General features: G+C 62.0%; 14 protein-coding genes. 9 read left to right on the forward strand and 5 right to left on the reverse strand.

Annotated elements, in window-relative coordinates; translation table 11 throughout:
• The first annotated feature begins 3 nt into the window (after nucleotides 1-3).
• From B5G42_RS08190 to B5G42_RS08220, 7 genes are all read left to right on the forward strand, one after another.
• Nucleotides 4-1,152 (forward strand): class II fructose-bisphosphate aldolase, encoded by a 1,149-nt coding sequence (locus tag B5G42_RS08190; protein WP_087268905.1) that lies wholly within the window; start codon nucleotides 4-6, stop codon nucleotides 1,150-1,152.
• 59 nt (nucleotides 1,153-1,211) lie between these two features.
• Entirely contained in the window at nucleotides 1,212-2,048 is an 837-nt protein-coding gene (locus B5G42_RS08195) for a triose-phosphate isomerase (protein WP_087268911.1), read from the forward strand.
• Between the two features lie 11 nt (nucleotides 2,049-2,059).
• A complete protein-coding gene (locus tag B5G42_RS08200) occupies nucleotides 2,060-3,520 on the forward strand; it encodes a lactate racemase domain-containing protein (protein WP_087268914.1) in 1,461 nt (486 codons plus the stop codon).
• 13 nt (nucleotides 3,521-3,533) lie between these two features.
• A complete protein-coding gene (locus B5G42_RS08205) occupies nucleotides 3,534-4,697 on the forward strand; it encodes a 6-phosphofructokinase (RefSeq protein WP_242961171.1) in 1,164 nt (387 codons plus the stop codon).
• Nucleotides 4,698-4,703: 6 nt separating this feature from the next.
• Nucleotides 4,704-5,483: a sulfite exporter TauE/SafE family protein gene (locus B5G42_RS08210; RefSeq protein WP_087268916.1), complete on the forward strand. Its 780-nt coding sequence runs from the start codon at nucleotides 4,704-4,706 to the stop codon at nucleotides 5,481-5,483.
• 212 nt (nucleotides 5,484-5,695) lie between these two features.
• Nucleotides 5,696-8,080 carry an S-layer homology domain-containing protein gene (locus tag B5G42_RS08215; protein WP_162611066.1) on the forward strand — a complete coding sequence of 795 codons (2,385 nt, stop codon included), beginning with the start codon at nucleotides 5,696-5,698 and terminating at the stop codon, nucleotides 8,078-8,080.
• Between the two features lie 51 nt (nucleotides 8,081-8,131).
• Nucleotides 8,132-8,452 carry a hypothetical protein gene (locus B5G42_RS08220; RefSeq protein ID WP_087268921.1) on the forward strand — a complete coding sequence of 107 codons (321 nt, stop codon included), beginning with the start codon at nucleotides 8,132-8,134 and terminating at the stop codon, nucleotides 8,450-8,452.
• A gap of 45 nt (nucleotides 8,453-8,497) precedes the next feature.
• Here the strand turns inward: B5G42_RS08220 and B5G42_RS08225 are convergent, their stop codons facing one another.
• Genes B5G42_RS08225 through B5G42_RS08235 form a run of 3 tightly spaced genes read right to left on the reverse strand, consistent with a single transcriptional unit; the run spans nucleotide 8,498 to nucleotide 10,563 of the window.
• Nucleotides 8,498-8,917, reverse strand: coding sequence for a PaaI family thioesterase (locus B5G42_RS08225; RefSeq protein WP_087268924.1), 420 nt, complete (start codon nucleotides 8,915-8,917; stop codon nucleotides 8,498-8,500).
• The gene (locus B5G42_RS08230) at nucleotides 8,901-9,824 is read right to left on the reverse strand and encodes a SufB/SufD family protein (protein ID WP_087268927.1); all 924 of its coding nucleotides are present in this window, start codon (nucleotides 9,822-9,824) and stop codon (nucleotides 8,901-8,903) included. The genes B5G42_RS08225 and B5G42_RS08230 overlap by 17 nt, the downstream gene beginning before the upstream one ends.
• Before the next feature lies 1 nt (nucleotide 9,825).
• Nucleotides 9,826-10,563, reverse strand: coding sequence for an ABC transporter ATP-binding protein (locus B5G42_RS08235; protein WP_087268930.1), 738 nt, complete (start codon nucleotides 10,561-10,563; stop codon nucleotides 9,826-9,828).
• Nucleotides 10,564-10,707: 144 nt separating this feature from the next.
• On the opposite strand from B5G42_RS08235, the gene B5G42_RS08240 reads away from it, so the two are divergent.
• A complete protein-coding gene (locus B5G42_RS08240) occupies nucleotides 10,708-11,301 on the forward strand; it encodes a rubrerythrin (protein WP_087268932.1) in 594 nt (197 codons plus the stop codon).
• 3 nt (nucleotides 11,302-11,304) lie between these two features.
• On the opposite strand, the gene B5G42_RS08245 is transcribed toward B5G42_RS08240, so the two are convergent.
• Nucleotides 11,305-12,123 carry a putative RNA methyltransferase gene (locus tag B5G42_RS08245; RefSeq protein WP_242961172.1) on the reverse strand — a complete coding sequence of 273 codons (819 nt, stop codon included), beginning with the start codon at nucleotides 12,121-12,123 and terminating at the stop codon, nucleotides 11,305-11,307.
• A gap of 102 nt (nucleotides 12,124-12,225) precedes the next feature.
• Nucleotides 12,226-12,672 carry a hypothetical protein gene (locus B5G42_RS08250; RefSeq protein ID WP_087268939.1) on the reverse strand — a complete coding sequence of 149 codons (447 nt, stop codon included), beginning with the start codon at nucleotides 12,670-12,672 and terminating at the stop codon, nucleotides 12,226-12,228.
• Nucleotides 12,673-12,845: 173 nt separating this feature from the next.
• Here B5G42_RS08250 and B5G42_RS08255 point away from each other — a divergent pair, with 173 nt between their 5' ends.
• A complete protein-coding gene (locus tag B5G42_RS08255) occupies nucleotides 12,846-13,226 on the forward strand; it encodes a helix-turn-helix domain-containing protein (RefSeq protein ID WP_242961173.1) in 381 nt (126 codons plus the stop codon).
• The last annotated feature ends 14 nt before the right edge of the window (nucleotides 13,227-13,240 follow it).

The following is a 13,240-nucleotide window of genomic DNA, read 5'->3' on the forward strand; positions in this document are numbered from 1 at the left end:
ATTATGCCTTTGGTACCCCTGAGACCTTTGATGGAAGCCGCTGAGCAGCACAACTACGCCCAGGGCGCTTTTAACGTGAATGCCGTGGCCCAGGCCAAGGCCGTCATCGAGATGCACGAGACCTTCCGCTCCCCCGCCATCCTGCAGGGCGCCGACCTGGCCAACGCCTTCATGGGCGGCCGGGTGGACTTTGCCAACGGCACCCTGGAGGACAAGAAGAAGGGCGCCCGCAACATCGCCAACGCCGTGAAGAAGTACGGCGAGAACTCCCCCATCCCCGTGGTGCTCCACCTGGACCACGGCAAGGACTTCGACTCCTGCGTGGCCGCCATCGAGGGCGGTTATACCTCCGTCATGATCGACGGCTCCTCTCTGCCCCTGGAGCAGAACATCGAGCTGACCCGCGAGGTGGTCAAGTATGCCCACGCCCGCGGCGTGTCCGTTGAGGGCGAGCTGGGTGTGCTGGGCGGCCAGGAGGACCACGTGTTCGCCGCCACCTCCACCTACACCAACCCCCTGGACGCTGTGGAGTTCATCCAGAAGACCGGCGTGGACGCCCTGGCCATCTCCTACGGCACCCAGCACGGCGCCAACAAGGGCAAGGACGCCAAGCTCCGCAAGGAGATCCCCATCGCCATTAAGGAGTGCATCAACCGTCTGGGCATCTTCTGCGCCCTGGTGTCCCACGGCTCCTCCACCGTGCCCCAGTACATCGTCAAGGAGATCAACGACCTGGGCGGCGATATCCAGAACGCCTACGGCATCCAGGTTGAGCGGCTGATGGAGGCCATTCCCTGCGGCATCCGCAAGATCAACGTGGATACCGACATCCGTCTGGCCGTGACCCGCAACATGAAGGAACTCTTCGCTCAGAAACCCGAACTGCAGAAGAGCCCCTCCATCGGCGGCGTGTACGCCCTGCTGGAAGAGAAGAAGTCCGCCTTTGATCCCCGCGTGTTCTTCCCCCCCATCATGGACACCGTGCTCACCGGCAATGTGCCCGACGAGGACGTGGCCCTGCTGATGAGCCGCGTGGAGGCGGGCGTGAAGGAGGCTGTGGGCTCCCTGATCGTCAACTTCGGCTCCTATGGCCGCGCTCCCCTGGTGGAGCAGAAGTCCCTGGAGGACATGATCGCCTTCTATAAGAAATAAGAACGGCAAGGGCGGGCGGGGGCCGGTCTCCCGCCCCGCCGGAGAGAAGGAGCAACTACATGAAGCATCTGTATCTGAATCTGAAGCGGTTCGACGTGCCGGTGGAGTTCGGCGGCGTCAACCGCATCGCCCCTGTGGCTGACTGGGGCAAGTATATCGTGGAGCACACCCAGGAGGGCCTGAAGCACTACGATCCCACCGAGGTGGAGTTCGTCCAGTACTTCCCCGAGGCCCACATCCTGGGCGCTGTGGCTGCCCAGTGTGAGAACAGCCCCGTGCAGGTGGGCTCCCAGAGCGTCTACCGCATGAACACCGCTGTGGGCGGCAACTTCGGCGCCTTCACCACCAACCGTCCCGCTTCCATCGTGAAGGCCATGGGGTGTACCTCTACCATCGTCGGCCACTGCGAGGAGCGCAATGACAAGATGGGCGTGCTGGCCGAGGCCGGCGTCACCGACACCGCCGCCGTCAACCGCCTGCTCAACCAGGAGATCAAGCTGGCCATCGAGCAGGGCCTGACCGTGCTCTACTGCATCGGCGAGAAGAGCGAGGAGCAGGAGCGGTGGCAGCAGGTGCTGGGCGATCAGCTGAAGATCGGCCTGGACGGCGTGGACACCTCCAAGGTGGTCATCGCCTACGAGCCTATCTGGTCCATCGGCCCCGGCAAGACCCCCGCTGGCAAGGAGTATATCACCAAGATCGCCAAGTTTGTCAAGGAGCAGACCGGCGGTCTGGACGTGGTGTACGGCGGCGGCCTGAAGGTGGACAACGCCGAGATGCTGGCCTCCATCGACGAGATTGACGGCGGCCTCATCGCCCTGACCCGGTTCCAGGGTGAGATCGGCTTCTACCCCGACGAGTATCTGGAGATCATCAAGACCTATCTTGGGAAATAAGGAGAGCACACATGAAGCTTGATTTTGAATACGGCCACGGCCTGATGAGCGCTGAACTGCCCGACAACACCGATGTGTTTATCCCCGGTACCACCGTGCCCGATCCTCCGTGCCTGCCCCAGGACTGGGACAGCCTGTACAACGCCACCCTGGAGTCCATCCGCAACCCCATGGGTATGCCTTCTCTGAAGGAGCTGGCCGGCCCCGGCAAGACCGTGGTCTTTGTTATCCCTGACATCGTGAAGGGCGGCAACCAGCCCACCTCCCACCGGAAGGTGTCCATCCGGGCCTGCCTGGACGAGCTGTACGCCGCCGGCGTGGAGAAGAAGGACATTCTGTTCATGTTCTCCAACGGCCTGCATCCCCGTGCCACTGTGTCCGAGATGAAGCAGATCCTGGGCGAGGAGCTGTTCAACGAGTTCTACTGGACCAACCAGATCACCAGCCACGACTCCGAGGACTACGAGCACATGGTGGACCTGGGCGCCACCAAGCGGGGCGATCCCGTGCTGATGAACAAGTATGTCTTTGAGTGCGACATTCCCATCCTCATCGGCCATACCCAGGGCAACCCCTACGGCGGCTACTCCGGCGGCTACAAGCACTGCGCCACCGGCATCACCCACTGGCGCTCCATCGCCAGCCACCACGTGCCCAAGGTCATGCACCGGGACGACTTCACCCCCGTGTCCGGCCACTCCCTGATGCGCACCAAGTTCGACGAGATCGGTATGCACATGGAGGAGAAGATGGGCCATCCCTTCTTCTGCTGCGACGCCGTGCTGGACACCTACTCCCGCCAGATCGCCATCTACTCCGGCTACGCCAAGGTGATGCAGCCCGAGTCCTGGAAGCTGGCCAACAAGCGCACCTACGTGCCCTTCGCTGAGAAGAAGTACGACGTGATGGTGTTTGGTATGCCCCAGAACTTCCACTACGGCAACGGCATGGGCACCAACCCCATCCAGATGATGCAGGCTCTGTCCGCCCAGGTCATCCGCCACAAGCGCGTCATGAAGGACAACTGCGTCATCATCTGCTCCTCCATCTGCAACGGCTACTTCCACGACGAGCGGTGGCCCTACCTGCGGGAGCTGTATGAGATGTTCCAGCACGACTATATGAACATCCTGCCCGATATGGACCGGTACGGCGAGTACTTCGCCACCAATCAGGAGTATATCCGCAAGTACCGCTTCTGCAATGCCTTCCATCCCTTCCACGGCTTCTCCATGATGAGCTGCGGCCACATTGCCGAGATGAACACCAGCGCCATCTACATCGTGGGCGCTCAGGAGCCCGGCATTGCCCGCGGCATGGGCCTCAAGACCCGGGCCACCTTTGAGGAGGCCCTGGAGGACGCCAAGAAAAAGTTTGTGGGCCCCAACCCCAACATCCTGGCTCTGCCCCAGACCTTCAAGCTGAGCGCCGTCCATCTGTGCATGAAGGACGACGATCTGAGCAACGTGTAAGGAGGGCATTGTCATGCTGAAAGGAAATATGCTCATCGCCCACGGCGGCGGCCCCACCCCGGTGATCAACAGCTCCCTGCTGGGGGCTGTCCGGGAGGCCAAGCTCCACGGCGAGATCGAGACCATCTACGGCGCCCGCTTCGGCGCTGAGGGCATCCTGGCCGGGGACCTGATCGACCTGGGCAAGTTTGCCGACGAGGATCTGGCCCTGCTGGCCAAGACCCCCGCTTCCGCTCTGGGCTCCTGCCGCCGCAAGCTCACCGACGCCGACTATCCTGCCGTGCTGGAGTGCTTCAAGAAGTTTAACATCCGCTACTTCTTCTACAACGGCGGCAACGACTCCATGGACACCTGCAACAAGATCTATAACCTGTCTGTGGAGACCGGTTATGAGCTGCGGGTCATCGGTATCCCCAAGACCATCGACAACGATCTGGATGTCACCGACCACTGCCCCGGCTTCGGCTCCGCGGCCAAGTACGCCGCAGTCTCCGCTCTGGAGCTGGCTCAGGACGTGTCCGCCCTGCCCATCCATGTGGTGGTGATGGAGATGATGGGCCGCAACGCCGGCTGGATCACCGCCGCTTCCGCCCTGTACGCCGACCTGATGCCCTGCGAGCATCTGGTGTACCTGCCCGAGGTGGCCTTCGACAAGGAGAAATTCCTTGCCGCTGTCAAGGAGAAGTGGGCCAAGGGCCGCGGCCTGCTGGTGACCATCTCCGAGGGTATCCACTATGCCGACGGCTCCCCCGTGGCCGACTCCGGCGTGGTGGACGGCTTCGGCCACAAGGTGCCCGGCGGCGCCGCCCAGGCGCTCAGCGACATGATCATGCAGGAGACCGGCCTGAAGTCCCGGTCCGAGAAGCCCGGCCTGCTGGGCCGTGTGAGCGTGAGCCTCATGTCCGAGATCGACCAGAAGGAGGCCGAGGAGGCCGGCGCCTGCGCCGTCCGCTCCGCCGTGGAGGGCAAGACCGGCTTCATGGTGGGCTTTGAGACCACCCGGAACCCCTACTCCTCCAAGACCTGCCTGATCCCCCTGGAGAAGGTGGCCAACGCCGAGAAGAAGTTCCCCCTGGAATGGATCGGCGAGGACGGCGCCAGCATCAAGCCCGAATTCAAGGCCTATTGCGAGCCCCTGCTGGGCGCTTACGACAGCCGGTTTATCTCCCTGCGGTAAGCCGCCATGCAGATCCTCTTTAACTTCCTGGTCTGTATCCTGGCAACTACCATTGGAGGCATCAGCGGGGTAGGAGGCGGCGTCATCATCAAGCCGGTGCTGGACGCTGTGTCCGGCCTGCCGGTGGCTACCATCAGCTTTCTGTCCGGCTGCACCGTGCTGGCCATGACCATCACCTCCATGCTGCGCAGCATCGGCGGCGAGGTGAAGGTGGAGCCCCGCCGGGGTACCCTGCTGGCCATCGGCGCCGCCGTAGGCGGCATTGTGGGCAAGCAGCTCTTCGACATCGTGAAGGACGCCGGCGGCTCCGCCGTCTCGGTGGCCCAGCAGGTGCTGATGATTCTCCTTACCCTGGGCGTGCTGGCCTACACCCTGAACCGGCCCCGCATCCGCACCCTGGATGTGAAGAACGGGGCGGCCTGCGTCCTCATCGGCCTGGCCCTGGGCGTGCTGTCCTCCTTTTTGGGCATCGGCGGCGGCCCCATCAACCTGGCGGTGCTCTACTACTTCTTCTCCATGGACTCCAAGACCGCCGCCCTCAACTCCCTGTACGTCATCCTGTTCTCTCAGGGCGCCAGCTTCCTCAACACCGTGATCGGTCAGAGCGTGCCCGTCTTTGAGTGGCCCGTCCTCATCGCCATGGTGGTGGGCGGCGTGGTGGGCGGCACCGTGGGCCGCAGCTTCAGCCGCCGTATGGACAACAAGGCCGTGGACAAGCTGTTCTTCTGGCTGCTGCTGGTCATCACCGGCATCAGCGTATACAACCTGATCCGCTGCTTTGTGTGACTTCACGTTCTTCTCCTCTTTTCCTCAGGACCCGTTCCGGCAGTGATGCCGGGATGGGTCCCCTTTTTATGCCTGTATGGGTGGAAACATTTGGCCTGCCCCAATTCCTTGACACTGGAGCATGACATGGTATAATACCAAACCAGTATGGAATTTTTGCAGAGCAAATGCGCCATATTTTATCAATAACTGCAACTTGGAGGAATTTACCCATGCAAGCAAAGAAACCGCTGGCCCTGCTGCTGTCCCTGTCCATGGGGCTGTCCATGGGCACCCCCGCCCTGGCTGCCGCCAGAGAGACCAGCCTGCCCGACGTGGGCCAGAGCTGGGCGGCCGACTCCATTCACCGCTGGCTGGAGGCCGGCCTGGTGGAGGGAGACGACCAGGGCCTGTTCCGGCCCGCCGCCAACCTGACCCGGGGCGAGCTGGCCACCATTTTTGTGCGGCTGCTGGGCCTGAGTGAGAAGGCGCCCAACCGCTACGCCGATCTGAAGGGGGACGAGTGGTACGCCGACGCCATTCTGAAGTGCACCGCCGCCGGCATTCTGGAGGGTGACGGGACCAACTGCAACGCCACCCAGACCATCACCCGGCAGGAGACCATGGTGATGTTTGCCCGGGCCATGGGTATCCGTGAGGAGAAGGAACCCGACCTGGGCCAGTTTGTGGACGGCACCGACGCCGCCGGCTGGGCCGCCGGGTATCTGGCCCCTCTGGCCCAGCTGGGCATTCTGTCCGGCGTGGAGGACGGTTCCCACCTGGCGCCCATGGCCAACATTGACCGCGCGTCCACCATGGCGCTGCTGGACAAGGCCGTCAGCGATTACATCACCGGCTCCGCCCAGGTGGAGGCGGAGGACGAGGGCCGCTTTGTGGTGATCAACACCGGTTCCGCTGCCCGCAGCGGCGCCCAGGTTGAGGTGTCCGGCCAGGCCGCCGGTCTGGTGGTGGCTCCCGGCAGCGCCGGGGCCAAGATCACCGCCCAGGACCTGACCGCCGCCACCGTGAAGGTGGACGCTCCGGTGGAGCTGACCCTCTCCGGCAGCACTTCCGCCGACTACCTGAGCGTCAACGCCGAGGCCCAGCTGGCGGTGGAGAAGGATGCCTCCGTGGAGGAACTGTCCCTCAACGCCGCCGCCCAGGTGGACAACCAGGGCACCATCGGCAAGGCCGCCGTCAACGCCGACGGCGTGGTGCTGGACGGCAAGCTGCCCGGCAGCCTGGAGGTGACCGACGGCGTGGATCAGCCCACCGACAGCGAAGGCAACCAGGTGGGCGGCGACAATAACAACGGCGGCAGCAATGGCGGCGGCTCCGGCTCCGGCGGCTCCGGTGGTTCCGGCGGTGGCAACGGCGGCGGTTCCGGCGGCTCTGACGGTGACGGCGATGGTGACGGCGACGGCGGCCAGGTGCCTCCTGTCCAGGCCGGTCCTGCCGTGACTCAGGTGTCCGAGGAGGAGGGTAAGGTCACCATTCAGTTTGACCAGGCCCTGTACACCATGGAGGAGGACGTGCTGACCAAGATCGGCAGCTCCTCCACTCCCGAGGGTGACGTGGTGAACAACGAGGCCCTCCAGGCCGCGGGCTACGCCATCTCCGGCGACGTCCAGATCACCAACCTGTATGTGGACAACGAGACCGGGTTTGTCTGGACCTTCGACTTCAACAGCGCCAAGCTGGGCGACGGTATGCGCTACAACAAGGCCATCTACGACGCCGAGGGCAACAGCGCCGGCTACCTCACCGCCCGCCGCCATGTGGCCCTGAAGGACGACGAGGGCCGCACCCCCTACTACGTCTGGACCGTGGCCTTTGAGCAGGAGGCCGAGGCCGACATCACCGCCCCCGTGCTGGAGAAGGAGAGCGTCACCCTGCTGGGCGACGACGACACCCTGACCCTCACCGTACCCGTATCCGACCAGGGCGAGCTGGCCTATCTGGAGATCGACCACAGCCTGGAGGCCAGCTTCCCCGAGTTCACCGTGGAGGCCAAGAGCTATGACTTCCTGGACGAGGAGAGCGGCCTGGGCTACACCAGCGTGTACACCGACACCCAGGGCGAGCAGAAGTGGGAGATCACGCTGAATCCCGTGGCCACCGCCCTGCTGCGTCAGGCCGCCGACGGCAGCCCCATGACCTTTTACTTCTCCGTGAAGGACAAGGCGGGCAACCAGTTTGGTTCCATGTACTTTGTGGACGAGGAGATGACCGTCTCCGACGTGTCTGTGCCTCTGGACACCACCGCCCCCACCGTGGTGAGCTTTGCCATTGACGATCAGGTGGTGGAGGACGGCGATACCGTCAACTTTGACGAGGGCCAGGAGTTCACCAGCCTCACCGTCACCCTCAGCGAGGCGGTGGTTGCCGGGGATCAGACCCAGCACATCACCATTGACGGCCATGAGTTCGGCACCTTCGTCATTGACGAGGCCGATCCCACCAAGCTCCACATCACCGTTACCAACCACAACGGCAACAAGTATGTGGAGGGTACCTTCCAGTTCGATCTGGCCGCCGGCGCTCTGAAGGACGCCTCCGGCAACGAGAACGAGGAGCTGTCCTACACCATCCACTTTACCCAGAATCCCGGCGTGTAAGCGTCACAAAGCCCCCCTTTTACCGATAAACTGGTGAGAGGGGGGCTTTTTATGCAAAGTAAGGCGTTACAGGAACAGATCAAAACGGCTGACAAATCTCTGCTTTTTCTCAGTACCCTGCTGGGGTCCATCTGTCTGTCCTGGCTGGCCCTGGACAAACGGCGGCGGGGGCTGTGCTGCAACGGAAAGGCTCCCGATGTGACGGGGCTGCGGCAGGTCAGCTCTGTGTTGGTGGTGCTGGCACTGGGGTACTTCTTCTGCCTGGGTGTGAAGGGCAGGGAAGAGCAGGGAGGCCAGGTCAACTTCTGGGCCTCCCTGCTGGTGCTGCTGGCCGCCCTGCTGCGACTGGGGGAGCTGCTGAAGGATGGGTAAAGAAAAGCGGTGGTGCTGCCACAGGCAGCACCACCGCTTGGCGCGTTAAAAGGGGGCGTCCTCCACCCGGGTTTCCTTGGCGAAAAAGGTGTAGGTGCCGGTAGCCACTGTCTGGCCCTGGTCGTTGGTCAGAACGGCGTCGTAGACCAGAATGGTCTTGCCCAGCTTTTTGGGGGTGGCCAGGCAGTGGATCTGGCTGCCGGTACCGGGGGCCAGGTACTGCATGGTGCAGTCCAGGGTGACGCACACCTTGCCGCAGGTAAAGGCGGCACAGCCCGCCACCGTGTCCGCCAGGGCCACCAGGGCGCCGCCGTGGACGATGCCCATGGGGTTCAGGCTCTCGGGGCGGACCTCCAGAGTGCCCTCCGCCTCCCGGCCCTCGATGCGGGTGACGGTAATATGGTTGTAGGGAGCGAAGTGGCCCTCGCCGTTGACCACCCGCTGAATATCACTGAAGGAAGCCATCCAGAATCTTCTCCTCCGCTTCCTGCTCGGTCAGACCCAGGGTCATCAATTTCAGGATCTGGTCTCCGGCGATGCGCCCGATAGCGGCCTCGTGGATGAGCTGAGCGTCCACATGGTTGGCCACAATGGCGGGGATGGAGGAGATCTTGGCGTTGCCCATAATGATGGAGTCGCACTGAACATGGCCGAAGCACTTGGTATTGCCGGTCATTTTGGGGTAGAACACCTGGACCGAGTTGTCCTGGGCCACGGACCGGGAGATGACCCGTCCGGTGGCGTCCTCGCCGTCCAGAATGATTTCCATGTCGCTCTCGGCGGTCTGCTGACCGTGGGTGAGCAGCTTCTCGGTGATGACGGCCTCGGCGCCCTTGCCCACCACAATGCGGGTCTCCCGCTTGGTGGAGTCCACGCCCCGGATCTGGGTGGACTCCATGTTGATGGAGGCCCCCTCGTCCAGATAGACGATGGTCTGGGGATTCATAATCCGCTGGCCGGTGCCCTCGCCGTCGCCGTAGTGGCGCTCCACATAGCGGACCTTGGAGTTTTTGCCGATGTGGAAGGTGTGGACGCCGTCGTGCTGGCTGGTCTCGCAGCCGGTGTTGTGGATGCCGCAGCCGGCCACGATGTCCACGTCGCAGTCGTCGCCGATGAAGAAGTCGTTGTACACCATTTCACTCAGGCCGGTCTGGCTGATGATAACGGGGATGTGGACCGACTCGTGCTGGGTGCCGCTCTTGACGGTGATGTTGATGCCTGACTTGCCCGGCTCCTCCTTGGTGGTGATCTCAATATTGGCGGTGTTGTTCCGGGAATCCAGCTGTCCGTTGCGCCGGATGTTGTAGGCCCCCTGGGGGGTCTTCTCCAGGTCCGCGATCTCCTTGAGGAGCTTCCATTCCGCTTGATCCATCTTACTTCGCTCCTTCCGACAGATAACTGCAAGAGGTCCTGGTGTTGGCCAGGATCTGGGGGAAGATCTCATCCTTGGGGCCCTGCTTCTGCACCTTGCCATCGGCGATCATGACGATCTCATCGGCCAGGTCGATGATGCGCTCCTGGTGGGAGATGACGATAAGGGTGGCCTCCCGCTTCTGGTGGATGAGCTTGAAGGTCTCGGTGAGCTTGGCAAAGGACCACAGGTCGATGCCGGCCTCCGGCTCGTCAAAGATCATCAGGCCGGTCTTGCGGGCCAGGATGGTGGCGATCTCAATGCGCTTGACCTCGCCGCCGGACAGGGAGGCGTCCACCTCACGGTCGATATAGTCCCCGGCGCACAGGCCCACTTTGGTCAGGTACTGGCAGCCCTCTTCCCGGGTCAGCTTCTCGCTGCCGGCGGCCAGGGCCAGCAGGTCCTTCACCTTCAGACCCTTGAAGCGGGGGGGCTGCTGAAAGCCGTAGCTGATGCCCAGACGGGCACGGCCGGTGATGTCCAGATCGGTGATATCGGTGCCGTTCCAGCGGATGGAGCCGCCGGTGGGCTTGACCAGGCCCATGATGGCCTTGGCAAGGGTGGTCTTGCCGCCGCCGTTGGGGCCGGTGATGACCACAAACTGGTGGTCCTTGACAGAGAGGGAGACGTCGTTGAGGATGCCCAGCTCCTGGCCTTCCTCTCCCTCCACCTGATAGCTGAGATGGCTGATCTCCAGCATAATCGGTCTCTCCTTTGTAAATGGTTCATTCCATGAGCAATTATTTTATCACGAAAGGCAGGAAAATACAACCCTGAGCGGGGCAAATCTTGCCAGGACGGCATAGGATGGTGGGAATCTACACAGAATGGGGAGGCAATGCGTATGGAACAGGAGTTGCTGCCCGGCTGCGACCGGGAGGTTTTCGAGCGGGTATGGAAGCGGGTCATGCCCAACGAGCGGGGGGACTGCCCCTTTGAGGTGGTGGAGGCGGCGGCCCAACGGCCTCTGCCGGCGGTGGTGGTACACGACACGCCGGCGGCGGAAGAGGAGGAGACGGTCACCTGCCTTGGACCCGCCTCGGCAGTCCACGGACCTCAGCTGCAACAGTACATAGACCAGGAGCTGGCCGCCCACCGGTGCTGCCAGGCGCTGGCCCGGCGGGTGCCGGGGGCCGGGGGTAGGATGCTCTCCAACCTGGCCGCCGAAAAGCGGCGGCGGGCCAAGCGGCTGAGCACCGCCTATTTCCTCATCTCCGGGGTGCGCTACTGGCCCGCCGGCCGGGGGAGCGCTCCCGCTCTCCAGCCGGTGCAGGCCGCCCTGCGGGAGCAGTTTCAGGCCCAGCAGCGGGGGGCGGCCTGCTACCGGGCAGCCGCCGCCGGTACCGCCGATCCCTGCCTGGAGGCCCTCTTCCATGAGTCGGCTGACGAGGCGGAGGCCCATGCCTGGATCATCCGCAGCGTGCTGGAGCAGATGTAACGCTCAGTCCCGGCGGAATACATGGATGCGGAAGGCGGCCTGTACCTTCAGTCCGTCCAGCGCCGCCAGCCGGGCGGCTCCCTCCTTGGGGGTCTTCCAGTAGTAGGGGGTCATCTGGAACAGGTGGGGCAGGTCCTCGCCTGCCACCTCCATGGTGGTATCCACCGGAACCACGCTGACATAGGAGAAGCCCTCGTAGGGGATGTCCTGCTCCTGGTTGGGGTAGGGCTTGTCATAGAGCACCTGCTTGAGCTCCCACAGGTGGTTGGCGGCGGGCACTACATAGAGAAATATCCCGCCGGGTCGGAGCACCCGGCGAAACTCCTCCAGGGCCAGGGGGGAGAAGCAGTTGAGGAGCAGATCCACGCTCTGGTCGGCCACCGGCAGGTGGTAGGCCGAGGCCACGGCGAATTCCCCTTGGGGTACGCGCTTGGCGGCCAGCCGCACCGAGGGCTTGGACAGGTCGATGCCCGCCAGGGCCACCGGCCTGCCCGCCCCGGTGAGGGCGGCGTGGATGCCGGCGGTGTAGTAGCCCTCTCCGCAGCCTGAGTCCAGCACCGATACCTGCCCGCCGGTGTGCTCCAGCGCCAGGGCGCACAGGGCATCCCGGAGGGGGGCGTAGTAGTCCCTGGACAGGAACTGATTGCGGGCGGTCACCATACCCTTGTCGTCCCCGGGGGACTTGGAGTGCTTCTGGTTGGCGGGGAGCAGGTGGACATAGCCCTCTTTGGCAATGTCAAAGCAGTGACCGTTGGGGCAGGTATAGGAGCGCTCCTCCCGGTTCAGGGAAGAGGCGCAGTGGGGACAGCGAAACAGGCTCAAAGGGGCCATCTCCTTCCAAAGTATCTGAGGGTATCATACCAGTTCGGAGAATATAACACAAGGGCCGCGCCTATGGCGCGGCCCTTGTGTTGTCCAGGTGCATTATTTGATTTTTTCAAAAACGGTATAGCTGCCGCCATCATAATTGAATGTAATGGTGTCATCATCAACCATTCCAGTCCAAGGGCTACCGGGAAAGGAGATGGTGATTTCGTTGCCTTTCATTTCCCATGTGCCGGAACCGCTCTCAGTTCCCAACGAGTAAATGCGATTTGCGGTGGCGAGATCTTGTGCGGACATTTGTTTTTCAGCTTCAGGGCTTATTGTCCTGGTAAACGTAAGCGTTGCGCTTCCGTCAGATTTTATTTCCAGTGCATTAGAAATTTCAAAAAAGCCGTTTTGTTCGGCATCATCCATACTATATTCCCCGCTGGAATCACCCATCTTCGTAGCCTCATAGGTGCCCACAGGGTCAACTGTTCCTGAGCAGGCGGCCAGTGCGGCCATCATAGCAACGGCCAGAGCCAGTGACAGAATTGCTTTTCTCATAAAAATCTTCCTCTCTTGTCTTTTCAGTTGATAAAGCGGCCAGGGTGTAGGTTAAAACGAGATGTCCACTATTAGTATAACATGAGTATGCGCATATGTCTACTAATAGGGCAATATAAGTACACCAAAACAGGACGATTTTTTTATACACTGTGCCAAAGAGGTGATTTGGTGTGAATGCCGTCAGCGAAAGGATCAAGGAACTGCGAAAGGCCAGAAGGATGACGCAGAATGAGTTTGCAGAACGGATCAATGTGACAAAATCAACGGTTTCGGCATATGAAAATGGGAGCAGGCTGCCTTCTTACGACGTGCTGATCAGAATCGCCCGATTATTTAAAGTAAGTACGGATCATCTGCTTGGATACAGCGAAAAAACGGAAATCGATGTTACGGGTCTGACCAGAAAACAGATCAATGTGATCCAGGATATGATTGCAACTTATCAACGCCATAACCGTTTTTATCAAGCTATACAGGAGGATAACTGCATCAAGGACAGGCTGATTGCCGCAGGATTGCTCCATGAAGATGATGGAGAGTGGATGAAATAGACATGAAAAGGGCC

It is taken from the genome of Flavonifractor sp. An91 (genome assembly GCF_002159225.1).
Lineage (GTDB): Bacteria > Bacillota > Clostridia > Oscillospirales > Oscillospiraceae > Flavonifractor > Flavonifractor avicola.